Genomic DNA, 19,517 nt, shown 5'->3' on the forward strand with positions numbered 1-19,517 from the left:
TCGAGAGGAGAAATATGAATAAACTTTCAAAGCTCGCGTTCATTGCAGCTACCGCAGTAGTCGCTGCAACCGCCCAGGCACAATCGGTGCCGGCGTCGCGACAAGCCGTCAATGACAACTGGGTGAATGGTACCGGCGAATACGTGTGGATGAACGGCACGAACGAGCTTTGCTGGCGCGATGCATTCTGGACGCCGGCCACGGCCAACGCAAAGTGCGATGGCGCACTGGTCGCCCAGGCACCGCAGCCGCCGGTCGCTCCGCCGCCGCCGGCAATCACGAGCCAGAAGATCACGTACCAAGCTGACGCCCTGTTCGACTTCGACAAGGCTATCCTGAAGCCGGCTGGCAAGGAAAAGCTGGACGATCTGGCAAGCAAGATCCAGGCTCTGAACCTCGAAGTCGTCGTTGCAACGGGCTACACGGACCGTATCGGTTCGGCAGCTTACAACGACCGTCTGTCGCTGCGCCGTGCGCAAGCCGTCAAGTCGTACCTCGTCAGCAAGGGTGTCCCGGCTGAGCGCGTGTACACGGAAGGCAAGGGCAAGCGTAACCCGGTCACGACGGGTTGCAACCAGAAGAACCGCAAGCAGCTGATCTCGTGCCTCGCACCGGATCGCCGCGTTGAAGTCGAAGTCGTCGGCACGCAAAAGCAGTAATCTGCGAGCTACGACAGCACGACTCAAAAGCCCCGCTTCGGCGGGGCTTTTTTATTGCGCGCTCAACTTGAGCCAGATCAAAGCGCTGGGCACGCAGAGTGCGCGAAACGGTGCGCAGCTGGCGCGCATATTGCCGCCCTGTTTTGCCGTCACACACCAGCGCCTTTATACTCTGGGCTTGTTCCACCTTCGCTTGCGCGCTTCAGGCCAATCCGACATGACGAATGCCGATCCCCACGAACTGCAGAAATTCAGCGATCTCGCTCATCGCTGGTGGGACCCGAACGCGGAGTTCAAGCCGCTGCACGAGCTGAACCCCATCCGTCTCGGCTGGATCGACAGCCATGCCCATCTCACGGGCAAGCGTGTGCTCGATATTGGTTGCGGCGGCGGCATCCTGTCGGAATCGATGGCAGGACTCGGCGCGAACGTCAAAGGCATCGACCTGTCCAGCGAAGCGCTGGGCGTGGCCGATCTGCATAGCCTCGAAAGCGGCATCACGGTCGAATACGAAGAGATCGCCGCCGAAGCCATCGCCGCGCGCGAGCCCGGCTCGTTCGACGTGGTCACCTGCATGGAAATGCTCGAACACGTGCCCGAGCCGCTGAGCGTGGTCAAAGCCTGCGCCACGCTGGTGAAGCCCGGCGGCTGGGTGTTCTTCTCCACGCTCAACCGCAACGTGAAGTCCTATCTGCTGGCCGTGATCGGCGCGGAATACATTGCGCAGATGCTGCCCAAGGGTACGCACGACTACGCGCGCTTCATCCGCCCGTCGGAGCTTGCGGGCTTCGTCCGTCAGGCCGGTCTGACAGCCGCCGAGATCAAGGGCATCACTTATAACCCGCTCACGCGCCGTTTCGCGCTGTCGAACGACTCAAGCGTCAATTACATGATCGCCTGCCGACGCCCGGCGTAAGCCACGCGTGCGCCCTGCCCGCCTTCAGCCTGCTTCTTCCTGACATGACCCAGACCACGCCTGAGCACACCCCGGCGGACGGCGCGGCGCTACGCGCCTGCGACGCCGTCCTGTTCGACTTCGACGGTACGCTCGCCGATACGGCGCCCGACCTCGCCGCCGCCGTCAACCAGATGCGCCACGCGCGCGGCCTGGCGCCCACGCCCTACGAGAAGCTGCGCCCGCTGGCGTCGGCTGGCGCGCGTGGCCTGATCGGCGGCGCCTTCGGCATCGGTCCGGACCACCGCGAGTTCGCTGCAATGCGCGAGGAGTTTCTCGCCAACTACGCGGCCAACCTGCGCGTGGAAACGGCACTGTTTCCGGGCATCGACGCGGTGCTCGACGACCTCGACACGCGCGGCGTGCGCTGGGGCATCGTGACCAACAAGGTGGCGCGACTGACCGATCCGCTCGTCAAGCTGATGCACCTGGACACCCGCGCGGCCTGCGTAGTGAGCGGCGATACGACACCGTATTCCAAGCCCCACCCCACACCGCTGCTGCACGCGGCGCAGGCGCTCGGCATCGAGGCGACGCGCGTGGTGTATGTGGGCGACGACCTGCGCGACGTGCAGGCCGGCCACGCCGCAGGCATGGCGACGATCGCCGCCGCCTACGGCTACTGCGGCAACGTCGAGCCGCCTGAGCAGTGGAACGCCGATTTCGTGGCCGATACGGCCGAAGCTCTCTTCGCCCTGCTCCAGCACGTCCAGCCCGCTTGAGCGGCGCCCTCAGCGGCACAGCCGGGGCCGCCGCGCCCCTTGAAAAGGGCACGGTTCGCCTCATCTGCCGAACTATGGGATAATCGTTCCTTCCTCTGGGGCCGACCTGGTTTCGACAGGGGTTATGAAGTAGGCAGGGCATGCCGAGGACCCGTCACCTCGTTAATCAATGGGAAAATCGTAACTGCAAACGACGATACGTTCGCACTGGCAGCCTAAGGGCCGCCGTCCTCTGCCTGGCTCACTGACGGGCTAGCGTCGCAAGACCGGTAGCAATACCGCCAGAGGTCATTTACGTCAGTTAAGCTCTGTCGGCGTCACGACGCCAGAGTCGAAAACCTAGTGAATCGCCGTAGCGCAGCGTGTTCGTCCGCGTCGCTCCGGTTAAATCAAACGACTGAACTACGCATGTAGAACTGTTTATGGATTGCTTCTGGACGCGGGTTCGATTCCCGCCGGCTCCACCAGAATTTGCTGCAGCAAAATAAAAACTCGCGAAAGCTTTTAAAAGCTTCGCGAGTTTTTTGTTTTTGCAGCGCAATAAATCTGTAACAAAGTTTGACGAAATAAAAAGCGGCGCAATGTGCGCCGCTTTTTATTTCAAAATCCGCAAAAAAATCCCGAAGTTTAATTATCTTGCGGGCATTGCAGATTACAGCCATTCGGGTCGCCGAGATCGCCCTTCTTGCGCATCGCCGACGTTTTACCGTGCTGATACTTATTGGACGGCGCAGACGCGGCGAACTGCATCTGCGGGTGTTCCTGGAGACGGAATTCGTCGGTCAGGATGCCGCCTGGTACGCCGGGCGAGTTCTGCGCGAAAGCGACGTTGATGGTGGCAAACAGCACGCCTGCGGTTGCAGCAGCTGCACAAACATTGAGCAAGAATTTCATGGTCGATCGGCGCGGCTGGCGCGCATCTGGAACGGGGGAGCTTATACCGCTCGAAAGTATCACAAAAAGTCGCCGACTCTGCAGCGCAGGCTTACGGAGATATTGCTCCGCGTTACAACGCCCGCACGCTCCGGCCTGCCGCTCAGGCTGCGAAGGCGTGGCCCATCCAGCCCTCGCCAAGCGGCACGACGGTGCCACACTCGCCTGCATCGTAACCTTGCAACTGCGCGACCGATGCCCCGAACGGCTCGCCGCGCAGCAGTTCCAGCACGGCGGCCAGCGGCTCGCGTTCGAGCTGGCTGCGCTCGCAGGCGAAGTAGTAGTCCTCGTCGACGATGGGGATGAAGTCCAGCCCAAAGTGATGCGCTGCCGGTTCCACGCCGAAGCCCACATCGGCCATGCCGCTTGCCACGAAGGCCGCGATCGCCGAGTGCGTGAGTTCCGACGATGCATACCCGTTCACACGATCCGGATCGACGCCAATGCGCGTAAGCAGCAGGTCGATCAGTAGACGCGTGCCTGAGCCCGGCTGACGGTTTACGAAACGGATGTCGGCGCGCGCCAGGTCGGCAAGACCGGCGACGCCGCGTGGATTGCCGCGCTCCACGAACAAACCCTGCTTGCGCCGCGTGAGATGGACCAGCACATGGCGCTGCGGATCGAGCCAGTTGCGATAGGCATCGGCACACGCTGCGCGGAATTCGCCGCGCGGCAGATGAAAGCCCGCCAGATCGCATTCGCCGCGCGCGAGCGCCGTGATCGCATCGGCGCTATCGCGATATTTGATTTCGACGGGCACCTGATCGCCGACCAGCGCCGTCACCAGCGCAGCCACGGCATAGCCGTGCGAAGCGTGGATGCGTAGATCCTGCACGTCGGGCGCGAGCCAGCGGTTGAGGTCGCTCGCCACTTCGCTGGCAAGCGCCTGGAGATTGCCGTGCAGACGTTCGGCGCACAGGCGCTGCGAGCGCAGCACTGCCTCGCCGAGTTCCGACAGCACCGAGCCACGGCCGCGCGCCTTGGCGATCAGCGCGCCGCCCAGGCGCTCTTCGACATCGCGCAATAAACCCCACGCGTGGCGATAGGACAAACCCTTACGCTGCGCGGCCTGCGCAATGCTGCCTTCTTCCGCGACGAGCGCGAGCAGCGGCACAACGTCCGTCAGGCTTGCCTCGCGGCCATCCGCGTCGCGCACGACCAGTTGCGCGTGGCAATCGACCTTGATCATTATGAAGTCTTCCTTCCTATTGCAACGGCCATTCTACGGGCCTATTGTTCGTCCATACAACAAGACAACCCCAGCATAGATGCACACTTTATGAATAACAAGTGCATATATGCCCCTGGAGGAGCCTCACAATGGACGAGACAAAGTCGCAGTCAGCCGCGCCGTTTACCGGTTCGGCCGATGCGCTGGTGCAGCGTCACGCGCTGCCCGGCCGCACCCTGCTCGCGATCCTGCATGCGATCCAGGACGAGCTTGGCTACGTGCCGCCAGCCGCCGTCGCGCCGCTCGGCAAGACGCTGAATCTCTCGCGCGCCGAAGTGCACGGCGTCCTCACCTACTACCACCACTTCCGTACCGCGCCGCCCGCGCCCGTCGTCGTCCAGCTTTGCCGCGCCGAAGCGTGCCGCAGCATGGGCGGCGAAGCGCTCGCGCAGCACGTCGAATCGCATACCGGCTGCCACTTTGGCGCGCATGAACAGGCGTCGGCGCAGGGCGTGGCGCTGGAATCCGTGTATTGCCTCGGCCAGTGCGCGCTCTCGCCTGCCATGATGATTAACGGCAACTTGCACGCAAAAGTGACCCCGCAGAAGTTCGATGCCTTGCTCGCAAAGGCGCTTGTGAGCACCGCCGCCGCCACCAGCACCGAGGAGGCCGCATGACGCGCATCTACGTTCCTCGCGATTCGTCGGCGCTGGCGCTGGGCGCCGACGACGTCGCCGCCGCGATCCAGCGCGAAGCCACCGCGCGCGGCCTCGACATCGAACTCGTGCGCAACGGCTCGCGCGGCCTGCTCTATCTGGAACCGCTCGTCGAAGTCGAAACGGCGGACGGCCGCGTCGGCTACGCGAACGTCGAGGAAAGCGATGTAGGCGCGCTGTTCGACGCGGGCTTCGTACAAGGCGGCCAGCATGCGCGCAGCGTGGGACTGGTCGAACAGATTCCGTATCTGCGCAAGCAGCAACGCCTGACCTTCGCGCGCATCGGCATCACCGATCCGCTTTCGACCGACGACTACCTCGCACACGGCGGCCTCGAAGGCCTGCGCAATGCCCTGAAGCTGACCAGCGAGCAGGCCTGCCAGGCGCTGATCGAATCGGGTCTGCGCGGACGCGGCGGCGCAGCCTTCCCCGCTGGCATCAAGTGGCGCACGGTTGCCCAGGCACACGCCGACCAGAAGTACATCGTCTGCAATGCCGATGAAGGCGATTCGGGCACGTTCTCGGATCGACTCATCATGGAAAGCGATCCCTACGTGCTGATCGAAGGCATGGCGATCGCGGGCGTGACGGTAGGCGCGACGGTCGGCCATATCTATGTGCGCAGCGAATACCCGCATTCGATCGCCGCGCTCGATGCAGCCATCCGCCGCGCGCGCGCCGCAGGCTGGCTCGGCGACGATGTGCTGGGCAGTGGCAAGCGCTTCGACCTGTTCGTCGCCAAGGGCGCGGGCGCGTATGTGTGCGGCGAGGAAACGGCGCTGCTCGAATCGCTCGAAGGCAAACGCGGCATCGTGCGCGCCAAGCCGCCGTTGCCCGCGCTCGCCGGTCTCTACGGCAAGCCGACGGTCATCAACAACGTCATCACACTGGCCACGGTGCCGATCATCTTCGCGAAAGGCGCGGCGTTCTATCAGAACTTCGGCATGGGTCGCTCGCGCGGCACGCTGCCGTTCCAGCTTGCGGGCAATATCGCGCGCGGCGGCCTGGTCGAACTAGCCTTCGGCGTAACGCTGCGCGAGCTGATGATGGACTACGGCGGCGGCACGGCAAGCGGTCGCCCCGCGCGCGCCGTGCAGGTGGGCGGGCCGCTCGGCACCTATCTGCCCGAAAGCCAGTGGGACATTCCGATGGACTACGAAGCGTATGCGGCAGTGGGCGCGGTCGTGGGTCACGGCGGCATCGTGGTGCACGACGAGACGTCGAATCTCGCCGAACTCGCCCAGTACGCGATGGAATTCTGCACGCTCGAATCGTGCGGCAAGTGCACGCCGTGCCGGATCGGCTCGACGCGTGGCGTCGAAGTGATCGCGAAGATCCGTAACGGCGACACCTCGGAAAGGCAGATCACGCTGCTGCGCGATCTGTGCGACACGATGGTGTCCGGTTCGCTCTGCGCGATGGGCGGCATGACGCCCTTCCCGGTGCTGTCCGCGCTCGATCACTTCCCCGAAGATTTCGGTCTCGAACCCGTCGCGCAACAGAACGCGGCTGCCTGAACGAGGAACCACCATGTCCGACACGCTCATGTCTCAAGCCGGTGGTTGTGGTTCCGGCAACTGCGCCTGCAAATCGGCGGCGATGAACAAGGCCAACGCGCGCGCCCCCTTCGACGAAACCGATTACGGCACGCCGCTGCGCCACGCCGATGTCGACGTCACGCTCGAAATCGACGGCCAAAGCGTCACCGTGCCCGCCGGTACGTCGGTCATGCGCGCCTCGATCGAAGCGGGCGTCAACGTGCCCAAACTCTGCGCGACCGACTCGCTCGAACCGTTCGGCTCGTGCCGCCTGTGTCTCGTCGAAATCGAAGGGCGACGCGGCTACCCCGCTTCGTGCACGACGCCGGTGGAAGCGGGCATGAAGGTGCGCACGCAAAGCGATCGCCTGCAAAAGCTGCGCCGCAATGTGATGGAGCTGTATATCTCCGATCACCCGCTCGACTGCCTCACCTGCCCCGCCAATGGTGACTGCGAGCTGCAGGACATGGCGGGCGTGACGGGCCTGCGCGAAGTGCGCTACGGCTTCGACGGCGCCAATCACCTCAAGGACAAGAAGGACGAATCGAACCCGTACTTCACCTACGATCCGTCCAAGTGCATCGTCTGCAATCGCTGCGTGCGCGCCTGCGAGGAAACGCAAGGCACTTTCGCCCTGACGATCGCCGCGCGCGGCTTCGAATCGCGCGTCGCGGCGGGCGCGAACGAAGCGTTCATGGATTCCGAATGCGTCTCGTGCGGTGCGTGCGTGGCCGCCTGCCCGACCGCCACGCTGCAGGAAAAGAGCGTCGTGATGCTCGGTCAGGCCGAACATTCGGTCGTGACGACGTGCGCGTATTGCGGCGTGGGCTGCTCGTTCAAGGCCGAAATGAAGGGCAATGAAGTCGTGCGCATGGTGCCGCACAAGAACGGCCAGGCCAACGAAGGCCACGCCTGCGTAAAGGGCCGCTTCGCTTGGGGCTATGCGACGCACAAGGACCGCATCAAGAAGCCGATGATCCGCGCGACGATCACCGATCCGTGGCGCGAAGTGAGCTGGGAAGAAGCGCTGAACTACGCCGCCAGCGAGTTCCGCCGCATCCAGGCGAAGCACGGACGCGATTCGATCGGCGGGATTACGTCGTCGCGCTGCACGAACGAGGAAACTTACCTCGTGCAGAAACTCGTGCGCGCCGCGTTCGGCAATAACAACGTCGATACCTGCGCGCGTGTGTGCCATTCGCCCACGGGCTACGGCCTTAAGACGACGCTCGGTGAATCGGCGGGCACGCAGACTTTTGCTTCCGTCGATCACTCGGACGTCATCATGGTGATCGGCGCGAATCCGACCGACGGGCATCCGGTATTCGGCTCGCGTCTGAAGCGCCGCGTGCGTCAGGGCGCGAAGCTGATCGTGGTGGACCCGCGCCGCATCGATATCGTCGATACCGCGCACGTGAAGGCCGAACATCATCTGCAACTGCGCCCCGGCACCAATGTGGCGATGATCAATTCGCTCGCGCATGTGATCGTCACCGAAGGTTTGGTTAACGAAGCATTCGTCGCCGAGCGCTGCGAGACGCGCGCATTCGAGCAATGGCGCGATTTCGTCGCGCTGCCGGAAAACTCGCCCGAGGCGATGGAGCCGCTCACCGGCGTGCCCGCGCAGCAGGTGCGCGAAGCCGCGCGGCTCTATGCGCGGCAAGGCAATTCCGCCATCTATTACGGGCTGGGCGTGACGGAACACGCCCAGGGCTCGACGATGGTGATGGGCATCGCGAATCTGGCGATGGCCACGGGCAACATCGGCCGCGAAGGCGTCGGCGTGAATCCGCTGCGCGGGCAGAACAATGTGCAAGGTTCGTGCGATATGGGTTCGTTCCCGCACGAGCTGCCGGGTTATCGGCATGTGGGCGACGCCAATGTGCGCGCGCTCTTCGAGGATGCCTGGAACGTCGCGCTGCAAAGCGAACCGGGTCTGCGCATTCCGAACATGTTCGAAGCGGCGCTCGACGGCACCTTCATGGGCCTTTATTGCCAGGGCGAAGACATCGTCCAGTCCGATCCGAATACGCAGCATGTGGCGGCGGCATTGTCGTCGATGGAATGCATCGTCGTGCAGGACATCTTCCTCAACGAAACCGCCAAATACGCGCACGTGCTGCTGCCGGGCTCGTCGTTTCTGGAGAAGGACGGCACCTTCACCAATGCCGAACGCCGCATCTCGCGCGTACGCAAGGTGATGCCGCCGATCGCCGGTTACGCCGACTGGGAAGTGACAATCCTGCTCGCGCGCGCGCTGGGCTACGAGATGGACTACACGCATCCGTCGCAGATCATGGACGAGATCGCGCGCCTCACGCCCACTTTCCACGGCGTCTCGTACAAGCGCCTCGACGAAATGGGCAGCATCCAGTGGCCGTGCAACGAGCAGGCGCCCGACGGCACGCCGATCATGCACATCGACGGTTTCGTGCGCGGCAAGGGCAAGTTCGTCATCACGAAGTTCATCGCCTCGCCGGAAAAGGTCACGCGGCGTTTCCCGCTGCTGCTGACGACGGGCCGCATCCTTTCGCAGTACAACGTGGGCGCGCAGACGCGTCGCACCGAGAACTCGCGCTGGCATGAGGAAGACCGGCTGGAAGTGCATCCGGTCGATGCCGAAGATCGCGGCATCCGCGACGGCGACTGGGTGGGCATCGAATCGCGCGCGGGTCATACGGTGTTGCGCGCCAAGGTGAGCACGCGCATGCAGCCGGGCGTGGTCTACACGACGTTCCACTTCCCCGAATCGGGCGCGAACGTCATCACCACCGATGCTTCCGACTGGGCCACCAACTGCCCCGAGTACAAGGTCACGGCCGTGCAGGTGAGCCACGTGCAGCAGCCGTCGGAATGGCAGCGCGAGTATTCGCGTTTCAACGCAACGCAGCTCGACCTGCTGGGCAAGCGCGAAACCGTCGTGACGACATCGGGGAAATAAGGCGATGAAAACCGATCACCTGATCGAGATGGCCAACCAGATCGGCATGTTCTTCGACTCGCTGCCCGATCGCGAAGAAGCGCTCACGGGCATCGCCGAGCACATCCGCAAGTTCTGGGAGCCGCGCATGCGCCGCGCGCTGCTTTCGGCGCTCGATACCGACGATGGCGCACACGACGACGCAGGTTTCAGCGAGATCGTGCGCGCCGCGCTTATGCAGCATCGCGCGGCGCTCACACCTGCTGCATAGCGGTCCTTACTGCGCGGACGGCTTCGGCGAAGGCGCGGGCGAGAACCACGTCTCGCAGTGCCGCAGCAGCCCGTGCAGGTCCGAACTCGTGCGCCCGCGCGCGCAGATGTAGCCGTCTGGGCGCACCAGATAGAACGCGGGGCGCGTGCGCCCGTATGCGTCTCCCAGCGCGGGCGCGCCCTCTCCCGCGAGCGGCGTTTCGCCCGGCTCCAGATCCGCCAGCCACCAGACCCGCACCGCCTGCGGCAACGCATGTTCGATGGCTTCGCCGAAGTGACGCAGTGCGTCGGGACCGTTGCCGTTGCTGGCGCTGCTTGTCGTGGCATGCGTGGTGCCATTCGTCGCGGCCGCGTCCGGCGGCGCACTGTTCGCGGCATGCTCCGCAGCCTCGGTCGCGCGCACCGTGTCGGCATCCACCAGCAGGAACAGCGAAAAGCTCGCCGGGTCGTGCAGATCGAAAATGCGGCCCTTGCCCGGGGCCTTGCCAAGCGGCCCATCGACCACGCGAACGCAGGCATCGGGCGCGCGTTCGCCCGCGCGCGGGCCGCCGTCGAGCACGCGCTCCAGCGTCAACGCGCTGCGCCGGTACTGGATCGACAGTTCGCTCACCGCCTGGCGCGCCGCGTCGCGCAACGGCCCGAGCGCGACCAGCGCCGGCATCACGCGCTCGCGCAGCAGCTTGAGCGGACCATGATCGGCTTCGACGAGCTGCGTCATGAAGCTGGTCTGGCGCAGCACGATGCGCTCGATCGGCGAGCGCTCGGCGTGATAGGTATCGAGCAGCCGGTCGGGCGCGCCGCCCAGCACGCGCGCAAGTTTCCAGCCCAGATTGAATGCCTCCTGGATGCCGGTGTTCATGCCCTGCGCGCCTGCCGGGCTGTGCACATGCGCGGCGTCGCCGGCGAAGAACACCCGCTCCTTGCGCAGAAACCGCACCTTGCGGCTGTTGATGCGGAAGTACGAGGCCCAGTTCATATCGGCGATCGACACCGGATGATGCACGCGCCGCTCGACCACCGAGCGGCACTCCTCCAGCGTCGGCACCGGGATCGTGCCTTCGGGCGCGGCGGGCAGCATGGTCTTGTGATCGGCGATCAGACGATAGCGACCATGTCCGTACGGGAACAACGCGGCAAGACCATCGCCCGAAGCGAACACATGAAACTCGTCCTCGGACCAGGGCGTGCTGGCTTCGATATCGGCAAGCAGGAAGGATTGCGCCAGCGTCTCCCCCTCGAACTCCATGCCGAGGTGATGACGTACGGTGCTGTGCGCACCGTCGGCGGCAATCAGATAAGCACAGCGCATCGCTTCCACGCGACCGTTGGCGCAACGCACATCGGCGCTGATGCCCGCCGCGCCCTGATGCAGCTCCAGCAGCTCGCAGCCACGCTCGACTTCGACGCCGAAGCTCGCCAGTTGCGCGGCGAGAATGCGTTCGGTCTCGGTCTGATCGAGAAACAGCAGATAGGGATAGCGCGTGAAAAGCGGATCGAAATCGAGCCGCGCACGGCGCTGCCCGTTCGAATACAGATTGGCGACATGCGCGCGATGACCGCGCGCGAGAAACGGTTCGACGATGCGATGCTGCTCGAACAGTTCGAGCGTGCGCGCCTGAATGCCGATAGCACGCGAATGACGGCCGGGCTCGGGCGCGCGATCGATCAGGCGGAACGGAATGCGCGCGCGGGCGAGGCTCAGCGCAGCGGCGAGACCGGTCGGTCCCGCGCCGACGATGAGCACGGACGGCTGGGAAAAAACCTCGGTCATGCAGACCTCCATGCGGTCGACATGAACCGTAGTGTACGCCCGCTATCCCTGTGGCCGTGGCTGACCCGGCGTGGCGCTCAGGTATGTCGATGCGTGTGATCGCTCGACGAGGCGATCTCCACGTCGAGCGCACAGCGATGCACGCTGGTCCCCAGATCGACCTGCAAGGTCACGTGCTTCATGCGAAAGCGTTCGCCCAGTGCGCTCACCATGCCGTCCAGCGCTGCGTCACCGGGATGGCCCGCGGGCATCACCAGATGCGCGGAGAGCGCGTTGCCGGTGGTGGACAGCGCCCAGACGTGCAGATCGTGCACGTCGGTTACGCCATGCTGCTGCGCAAGATAGAGGCGGATGCCATCGATATCGACGCCCTCGGGCACCGCCGCCAGCGCGAGCCGCACCGATTCACGCAGCAGCCCCCACGTGCCGCGCACGATCACCAGCACGACGACGATGCTCATGACCGGATCGACCCAGCTCCAACCGGTGCCGAGAATCACCAGGCCGCTGATCGCCACCGCCGCCGACACACCCGCATCGGCGGCCATATGCAGGAAAGCGCCGCGAATATTGATGTCGTCCTTCTGTCCGCGCATGAAGAGCCACGCGGAAAAACCATTGACGATCATGCCGATCGTCGCCACCACGAAGACGTCGAAGCCCGCGACGGGCGCGGGGCTGATCAGACGCCCCACGGCTTCGGCAAGGATCGCGCCGCACGCGACCAGCAGCAGCGCCGCATTCGCCAGCGACGCCAGGATCGAACTGCTGCCAAAGCCGAACGTGAAGCGCGCGGAAGGCCGCCGCGTGGCCAGCCAGGTCGCGCCCCAGGCGAGCAGCAGGCCGAGCACATCGGAGAGATTGTGGCCGGCGTCGGCCAGCAGCGCGGCCGAATGCGCGATCACGCCATAGACGCCCTGCGCCACCACGATGACGATATTGAGCGCAACGGCCAAAGCGAATGCTCGACCGTGACCCGCGACAGGGGCATGGTGATGGTGATGGCCGTGGCCACTATGGCCAGCATGGCCGCCGTGGTCATGTCCGTGATCGTGCTTGTGATCGTGATCGTGGCCCTCGCCCGCCACGTGCTGATGCTGATGCCCGGCGCTCATCAACTCACCTCCGGCAACGCGGATGCAGGTTCCGCCACGTGTTCGAGCATGCCCGCGAGCATCGCGCTGATGTGAGCGTCGGCGGCGGCGTAAAAGACCTGTTTGCCCTCGCGCTCCGCCCGCACGATGCGCGCCGCGCGCAATAGCCGCAGGTGATGGCTGACCAGCGAGGACGACAGCCCGAGCGTATCGGCGATCGCACCCACCGCCATGCGGCCCTGTACGCAGGCCAGCACGATACGCAGCCGCGTTGGATCGCCCAGCAGGCGGAACAGGTCCGCAAGCGGCACCACGCGTTCATCGTCGTAATTTGTCGGCATCGGTTTCATTTCAAAACATATGAATAACTGTTCACATGTTAGTTTCGATCAGGTGCGTGGTCAAGTCGCCACGTGCCGATTACGGAACGCCTGCGCGAGTGTGGGAAAATGCCGCCTTTAGATCTTCAACGTCTTTGCCTTTCGTTCATGGAACAGGTTTTTGTCCGCGCGTTCGCCGCACATCGCGACGGCCGGCTGGAGGAAGCGGAGCGCGATTACCGCGCCACGCTCGCCGCCGATCCCGTGCACGTCGATGCGCTGCATATGCTCGGCGTGCTGCGGCATCAAAAGGGCCAGCACGCCGAAGCCGCGGACCTCGTGCGCCGTGCGGTCGACCTGCGCCCGGACGACGCCGCGCTCCAGCTGAACCTCGGCAACGCATTGAAGGCGATGGGCGAACTCGACAACGCGATCGAGCGCTTCCGCAACGCGCTCACGCTCGCGCCCACCTTCGCGCTCGCGCACTACAACCTCGGCAACGCCTATGCGGCGACCGGCCGCCACGAGGACGCGATGTACGCGTTCGGCCACGCCGTTCGCCTGCAGCCCGGCGATGCGTCGTCGCACAACAATCTGGGCAACGCGCTGCATGCGCTGGGCCGCCACGCCGAAGCCGCCGACGCATTCCGGCGCGCGCTGAAGATCCGCCCGGGGCACGCCGGTGCGCACAACAACCTCGGTATGGCCCTGAATGCGCTCGGCGACAGTGCGGGCGCGGTCGAGCATTTCCAGAAAGCACTGCGCGCGCAGCCGCGCTTCGTCGCCGCGCATTTCAACCTCGCGAACACGCTCGACGCGACCGGCTATCACGCGCACGCCGTCTCCGGCTACGAGGCCGCGCTGGCGCTACAGCCGCAGTTCGCGCCCGCGCTGTTCGGGCTGGGCAATGCGCTCGCGGCATTGGGACGTCATGAAGAAGCGATCGCCGCCTATGAGCGCGCGATCGGGCTCGATCCGAAGTTTTCGCTTGCCTGGCTCGCGCTCGGCACCGCGCAGCACGCGCTCGGCCGTCACGCCGCCGCACTGCGCGCCTTCGACGAAGCGCTGCGCGCGCGCCCGGATCTGGCCGCCGCACACTTGAACCGGGCGCTGACCTGGCTCACGCTCGGCGACTTCCGGCGCGGCCTGCCCGAGTACGAATGGCGTCTGGACCCGGCCGCCCGCGATGAGGGTTTCGGCGCGCTGGGCCTGCCCTCGCGCGAACCCAAGCCGGTTCCCACCTGTGCGCAGGGCGTGCCGCGCTGGCGCGGCGAGCCGCTTGGCGAACGCACGCTGCTGATCCACGCCGAGCAGGGTTTCGGCGACACGCTGCAATTCATCCGCTTCGTGCCGTCCGTGCTGGCGCTCGCGCAGGCGGGCACGCGCATCGTGCTCGAAGTGCAGGCGCCGCTCGTGCCGCTTATCGCGCCTGCGGCCCACACGGCGCGCATCACGCTGATCGCCCAGGGCGCGCCGCGCCCGCAGGCCGATCTGCAATGTCCGATGCTGTCGCTGCCGCTCGTGCTGGGCACGACCTTCGACGCCCTGCCCGCGCCAATGCCCTATCTCGCCGCGCCCACCGCGTATCGCCGTAAATGGCGCGGGTCGCTCGGCGGCCAGGCGCGGCGCAAGATCGGCATCGCGTGGTCGGGCCGCATCCACAAGCACGAAAACCGCAGCATGCCGCTCGCGGCGCTCGAACCGTTGTTCGCGCTCGACGGCATCGACTGGATCGTGCTGCAACCGCATTTGACCGAGGCCGAGCATGCGGCGCTGGACACGCATCCGCGCGCGCGCTCGATCCATCGCCTGGGCGACAAGCTCGCCGATTTCGCGGACACCGCCGCCGTGATCGAACGGCTGGACGCCGTGGTCTCGATCGACACGTCGATTGCCCACCTTGCCGGTGCGCTCGATGCCAAGCTCTGGTTGATGCTGCCGTTCGCCGCCGACTGGCGCTGGTTCACGGGTACGAACGAAAGCCCGTGGTATCCGCGCGCGCGGATCGTGCGCCAGCCGCGCCCGGGGGCGTGGGATGAAGTCGTGACGCAAGTCGCCGATGCCTTGCGCAGGAGTTGAAAACCTTCGGTTGAAAAACTTCAGGCGTAAAAAAACCCGCATCGCTGCGGGTTTTTTTGTCTGCGTACCGTGAGCGTCAAACCGTCTTGTACTGGTTACGCGCTTCCGCCGTGCGATAGAGCACGAGCGTGGCGATCAGCCCGCAAATGCCCGCCACGCCCATCCACGCACCCGGCGCCGCCTTGTTGCCGCTGATGTGGATCAGGTAGGTCGAAATCGCCGGCGTGAAGCCGCCAATCGTCGTTGCAAGACTGTAGGCCAGCGAGAAACCGGCGGTGCGCACATCGGCGGGCATGACTTCGGTGAGCGCGACGACCATCGCGCCGTTGTAGCAGCCGTAGAGGAACGAGAGCCACAGCTCGACCATCAGCAGGCGCGCGAACGACGGATCGGCCACCAGCCACTGCACCGCCGGATACGCGGTGAGAATGGTGAGAATCGTGAACGCCAGCAGCACCGGACGACGGCCGATGCGATCCGAAATCGCGCCCGACACCGGCAGCCAGAACAGATTCGACAAGCCGATGCACACCGTCACGACGAGCGTATCGAGCTCGCCCATCTTCAGCACTTCCTTGCCGAAGGTCGGCGTGTAGGCCGTGATCATGTAGAACGACACCGTCGTCATGATCACCATGCCCATGCCGCCCAGCACGATGCCCCAGTTCTGCACCATCGACGCCATGATTTCGCGGATCGACGGGCGATGCTTCTTCTTCGCGAATTCCTCGGTTTCCTGCAGCGAACGGCGAATCAGGAACAGGAACGGCACGATCAGACAGCCGATGATGAACGGCACGCGCCAGCCCCACGCCGTCATTTCCTCGACCGGCAGCAGGCGGTGCAGCAGCACGCCGAGCAGCGCCGCGAATATCACCGCGACCTGCTGGCTGCCCGACTGCCACGACACGTAGAAGCCCTTGTTGCCTTTGGTCGCGATCTCCGACAGGTAGACCGAGACGCCGCCCAGCTCCACGCCCGCCGAGAAGCCCTGCAACAAACGCCCGAGCAGCACGAGCACCGGCGCGAGCACGCCGATGGTCGCGTAACCCGGCACCACCGCGACGGCCAGCGTGCCCAGCGCCATCAGGCCCAGCGTGAGGATGAGGCCCTTGCGCCGCCCGTGGTGGTCGATATACGCGCCGAGGATGATGGCGCCGAGCGGCCGCACGAGAAAGCCCGCGCCGAACACCGAAAGCGCGAGCATCAGCGAGGCGAAGGGGTTATTGCTCGGGAAGTAGGTCTTGGCGATCGCCGAGGCGTAATAGCCGTAGACCATGAAGTCGTACATTTCCAGGAAGTTGCCGCTGACGACGCGAAACACCGTGCGGAACTTCGATTCGCTGGAAGGAGCGTGGGTCGCTGTGGACATGACGATCTCTGTAGGGGTTGCCGGGCCGCCGGCGCAGAGATGCACGCGGGTACATGCGTGACTGCGCCTGGACTGCCGATAAAACACGAAACTCCGATGCGCCACGACCTCGCGCGCGCGGGCGCTCATTATGCTGCGCGTCCCTATACGCATAAATCCGGGTAAGACCTGGCCGCCGTTAGCTAACGACCGTCAACATCGCGCAATTCTTTCTAATTGCCTTCTTTTATTTCAATTTACTTTCGAAGGCAGTTCTAGCCGGGGCGGTTCGCATCGTCGTGCCTATCATGCACAATAGCCCATCGATGCAGCCCGTTCCGACGAATTCCGCGATGAGCCGCACCTTTCCCGCCTAACCGACGCCTGCGCATGTCCACCGCCGCTACCCTCACACTGCGACCGGCCACGGTTGCCGATGCCCCGCTCCTCGCCGCCATGCATGCCGCCAGCTGGCAAGCCACCTATCGTCAGTTGCTACCGGCCGCCTTTCTCGAAAGCGAAGTCAACGCGGAGCGCGCAGCCTATTGGCGCGCGCGCATGGAAGCGCCCGGCGCCGAACGTCGCCTCGTGCTGATCGCCGAACTCGCTGCACCGTCTGCCGCCGCCACGCCGGTGGGTTTCGTGTGCGTCGAGCGCCAGCCGGAGTCGCCGTGGGGCGTGCTGCTCGACAATCTGCATGCGCTGCCCGCACATCAGGGAATCGGCGTCGGCAAGCGGCTCATGGAAGCCGCGCAAAGCTGGGCGCGCGAACAGGGCGAAGCACAGCTCTATCTATATGTGCTCGACGGCAATGCGCCGGCCATCGCGTTCTACGAGCGGCAAGGCTGGACGTTCTCCGGTTCCGAGCCCGATCACATGGGCGGCGTCGACATTACGGCGCTGCGCTACGTATTCCGTCTCGCCGCCTGCTAGAGCGGCATCCCGACGATCTTGCGCGGCGGCCGCAGCCCTCCTGCGCGCACCCGGCACACGAACTGGCCGTCGCATCTGGAGCGACTACAATTCCAGTCTAAATTTCAGACGTTTCCGATGGATTGCCGGGAATCGAGCCTGCATGATCGTAGGCCAAACATACGATTCCCGAATAGCGCGCTGCCGCGCTGGCCAGTGGCGCGCCTTTCGAACACCCCCGTGTTCTGGTGCTTCACCACAACAAGGCAGCGAGAGATCCATGTCAACTTTTCCGTTAGTCCAGGTGGAAGGCGCACTCGCGATGCCGCACATGCGCCCGCTCTACCGCGTTCCACCACCATTCGGCCGCGAATGGGCACTCATGCCGTCGCAGTTCAGCCTGCGCACCGAACTGCATGCGCTCTACGCGGCGTTCCTTCGCACCATCTGCCTGAGCGCAGAGGCATTTCGCCAGGCGTACCGCTGGGATCGCCAGCCGCGCAGCGCGGCTGAACCGCCGCGCCCCACTGCCGCTCCAGTTGGCGCGGCGATGAGCGCCGCACAAGCCCAGCAGGCCGCAGCCGGGGCCATCGGCGGCCGCGGGGCCGCCAGCGCCAAACCGCAACAAGCGATGCAGCCAGCCGGCGTCGGCCGGGCGGCACGTACGCCGCCGCCGTCACATAAGCTCACGGCCAGCGCAGTGGCCGTGAGCGGCGCAGCGTTGCTCGCCTGGATCGTCGCCAGCCACACGCAATTCGGCGGCGATAAAAGCGAGTCCGTGCTACGTACAACAACGAGCCCGACTTCGAACACTGAAGGTCAGGCTTCGGCGCCGTTGTCGTCAAAGTCTTCGGCGCAATCAGCGTCGCGCCTGTCCGACGAACGCGCGCTGCACGATCGCTCAATCTCGGGCGTCATCGAGGTTCCGCAGGCCGCTTCTGCGAACGACGTTCGTCATGAAAGCGGCGTCGCAATCGGCTCTGCCGTGGTCGCCCAGCGAGCCACTGCGGCTTTTGCGCCTGCCGGGGCACCTGCGCCGGCGCCCGCTGTTGCGCCCGCAGCTGTGCCTGCTGCTGCGCCCGCTCTCGCGACTGGCCAGCAATCCGCCATCACCATGACGATGGCCGATGCGTCCTCAGCAGGAGCAACGAACACCCCACGCGTCGCAGCGCCCCGCCCCGACTTCACCTTGCGAACGGCCCAAAACAAGCCGCGCGAGGAGACGATCGAGTCCAGCGCCGGCAGCCAGAAACACACGGCGAAGGCGACACGTCATCAGGACGCCAAGGCCAGCGAGCAAATCGGGCACCGCCGTCATGCCTTGCACGAATTCACGCCGGATCGCAGTGCGCCGCTTGTCACGACCCATCGCACGCACGGCATGTATTCGGAGGCTGCGGAGTATTCGCCGCATCAGTTCGCGGCCAATTCCAGCGATGAATATCCGTCGGTCTCGACCTACGCAAACACCCGTACGGTGTCAAGCGCCGTGAGCCGCGCCCCGGTCGCCGCCGACAGCACGGACTGGGTCAATCACGTCGCGCAACGCCGCGTGACGGAAGTACCCGACCGTTTCGCGAAGTAAAGCCCTGAGCCGCCCCGCCGCCCTGCGCGGCGCTCAGGAAACAAAAAGCCCGGCTTTTCGCCGGGCTTTTTGCTTCCTGTATGACTCGTCATCCTGACACGGCTAGCGGCGCGTCCCCGGCAAGCCTTGCTCCGTCTCACGCTGGAGCTGATCGACCTGATTCTGCAGTTCACGCAGTTGCGCCTGCGCCTGGATTTTCTCGGCGTTGAGCGCGGCCGCGCTGCCCTGCGCCTGGCGCTGGTAGTCGTCGACACGCGCCTGCTGCGTGCGCGCGACGTCGATATCGGCCTGAAGGCGGCGGGCGCGATCTTCGTTGATGGCAATCACCCGGTCGATAAAGGCCTTTTGCGCTTCGATCTGCATGCGGCGGATTTCGACTTCGGCAAGACGCTGGGTCTGCTGCACGAAGTTTGCATAGATCGATTCCGAACGCGCTTCGTCCTGCGAACGAATCACGCGCCAGAAGTGCTTGTCCTGGAACAGCACCACGTAGTACGTCATTTCGGGCGGATAGAAAAACA

Annotated in this window: 17 protein-coding genes and 1 other RNA gene; 11 read left to right on the top strand and 7 right to left on the bottom strand. The window is 65.0% G+C overall.

Annotation, left to right across the window (positions count from 1 at the left end; all coding sequences use genetic code 11):
- The first annotated feature begins 14 nt into the window (after positions 1-14).
- The 4 genes from ompA to ssrA all read left to right on the top strand — a co-directional run bounded on the left by ompA (position 15) and on the right by ssrA (position 2,803).
- Complete coding sequence (gene ompA / locus F3J17_RS32075) at positions 15-659, top strand: outer membrane protein OmpA (protein WP_167069214.1); 645 nt, start codon at positions 15-17, stop codon at positions 657-659.
- A gap of 217 nt (positions 660-876) precedes the next feature.
- Complete coding sequence (ubiG, locus tag F3J17_RS32080) at positions 877-1,575, top strand: bifunctional 2-polyprenyl-6-hydroxyphenol methylase/3-demethylubiquinol 3-O-methyltransferase UbiG (protein WP_167069217.1); 699 nt, start codon at positions 877-879, stop codon at positions 1,573-1,575.
- A gap of 44 nt (positions 1,576-1,619) precedes the next feature.
- Entirely contained in the window at positions 1,620-2,336 is a 717-nt protein-coding gene (gene gph, locus F3J17_RS32085) for a phosphoglycolate phosphatase (RefSeq protein ID WP_167069220.1), read from the top strand.
- Positions 2,337-2,433: 97 nt separating this feature from the next.
- Positions 2,434-2,803, top strand: a transfer-messenger RNA (tmRNA) gene (ssrA, locus tag F3J17_RS32090).
- Between the two features lie 160 nt (positions 2,804-2,963).
- Here the strand turns inward: ssrA and F3J17_RS32095 are convergent.
- Complete coding sequence (locus tag F3J17_RS32095) at positions 2,964-3,230, bottom strand: hypothetical protein (protein ID WP_167069223.1); 267 nt, start codon at positions 3,228-3,230, stop codon at positions 2,964-2,966.
- A gap of 142 nt (positions 3,231-3,372) precedes the next feature.
- Entirely contained in the window at positions 3,373-4,458 is a 1,086-nt protein-coding gene (locus tag F3J17_RS32100) for a substrate-binding domain-containing protein (RefSeq protein ID WP_167069226.1), read from the bottom strand.
- A 131-nt stretch (positions 4,459-4,589) separates the two neighbouring features.
- On the opposite strand from F3J17_RS32100, the gene F3J17_RS32105 reads away from it, so the two are divergent.
- Genes F3J17_RS32105 through F3J17_RS32120 form a run of 4 tightly spaced genes read left to right on the top strand, consistent with a single transcriptional unit; the run spans position 4,590 to position 9,885 of the window.
- Positions 4,590-5,117, top strand: coding sequence for an NAD(P)H-dependent oxidoreductase subunit E (locus F3J17_RS32105; protein ID WP_167069229.1), 528 nt, complete (start codon positions 4,590-4,592; stop codon positions 5,115-5,117).
- On the top strand, positions 5,114-6,673 hold the full coding sequence (locus F3J17_RS32110) for a formate dehydrogenase beta subunit (RefSeq protein WP_167069230.1): 1,560 nt from the start codon (positions 5,114-5,116) through the stop codon (positions 6,671-6,673). Before F3J17_RS32105 ends, F3J17_RS32110 begins: the two co-directional genes overlap by 4 nt.
- 13 nt (positions 6,674-6,686) lie before the next feature.
- Positions 6,687-9,635, top strand: coding sequence for a formate dehydrogenase subunit alpha (fdhF, locus tag F3J17_RS32115; protein WP_167069233.1), 2,949 nt, complete (start codon positions 6,687-6,689; stop codon positions 9,633-9,635).
- Between the two features lie 4 nt (positions 9,636-9,639).
- Positions 9,640-9,885 (top strand): formate dehydrogenase subunit delta, encoded by a 246-nt coding sequence (locus tag F3J17_RS32120; protein WP_167069236.1) that lies wholly within the window; start codon positions 9,640-9,642, stop codon positions 9,883-9,885.
- 6 nt (positions 9,886-9,891) lie between these two features.
- Here the strand turns inward: F3J17_RS32120 and F3J17_RS32125 are convergent, their stop codons facing one another.
- The 3 genes from F3J17_RS32125 to F3J17_RS32135 form a co-directional block, all read right to left on the bottom strand.
- Positions 9,892-11,655 (bottom strand): FAD-dependent monooxygenase, encoded by a 1,764-nt coding sequence (locus tag F3J17_RS32125; RefSeq protein ID WP_167069239.1) that lies wholly within the window; start codon positions 11,653-11,655, stop codon positions 9,892-9,894.
- Between the two features lie 77 nt (positions 11,656-11,732).
- Positions 11,733-12,770 (bottom strand): cation diffusion facilitator family transporter, encoded by a 1,038-nt coding sequence (locus F3J17_RS32130; RefSeq protein ID WP_167069241.1) that lies wholly within the window; start codon positions 12,768-12,770, stop codon positions 11,733-11,735.
- Positions 12,770-13,090 (bottom strand): metalloregulator ArsR/SmtB family transcription factor, encoded by a 321-nt coding sequence (locus F3J17_RS32135; protein WP_240161235.1) that lies wholly within the window; start codon positions 13,088-13,090, stop codon positions 12,770-12,772. The genes F3J17_RS32130 and F3J17_RS32135 overlap by 1 nt, the downstream gene beginning before the upstream one ends.
- Positions 13,091-13,237: 147 nt before the next feature.
- Between F3J17_RS32135 and F3J17_RS32140 the strand changes: the two genes are divergently transcribed.
- Complete coding sequence (locus F3J17_RS32140; RefSeq protein WP_167069246.1) at positions 13,238-15,148, top strand: tetratricopeptide repeat protein; 1,911 nt, start codon at positions 13,238-13,240, stop codon at positions 15,146-15,148.
- 76 nt (positions 15,149-15,224) lie between these two features.
- Here the strand turns inward: F3J17_RS32140 and F3J17_RS32145 are convergent, their stop codons facing one another.
- A complete protein-coding gene (locus F3J17_RS32145) occupies positions 15,225-16,520 on the bottom strand; it encodes an MFS transporter (protein WP_167069248.1) in 1,296 nt (431 codons plus the stop codon).
- A 369-nt stretch (positions 16,521-16,889) separates the two neighbouring features.
- Here F3J17_RS32145 and F3J17_RS32150 point away from each other — a divergent pair, with 369 nt between their 5' ends.
- Entirely contained in the window at positions 16,890-17,432 is a 543-nt protein-coding gene (locus tag F3J17_RS32150; RefSeq protein WP_167069250.1) for a GNAT family N-acetyltransferase, read from the top strand.
- Positions 17,433-17,691: 259 nt separating this feature from the next.
- On the top strand, positions 17,692-18,996 hold the full coding sequence (locus tag F3J17_RS32155) for a hypothetical protein (protein WP_167069252.1): 1,305 nt from the start codon (positions 17,692-17,694) through the stop codon (positions 18,994-18,996).
- Between the two features lie 102 nt (positions 18,997-19,098).
- On the opposite strand, the gene F3J17_RS32160 is transcribed toward F3J17_RS32155, so the two are convergent.
- Positions 19,099-19,517: DUF2968 domain-containing protein (locus F3J17_RS32160; RefSeq protein ID WP_167069255.1), on the bottom strand; the 419-nt coding region annotated here is incomplete at its 5' end.

The organism is Burkholderia sp. Ax-1719, assembly GCF_011753055.1.
In the GTDB taxonomy this organism is placed as follows: domain Bacteria; phylum Pseudomonadota; class Gammaproteobacteria; order Burkholderiales; family Burkholderiaceae; genus Paraburkholderia.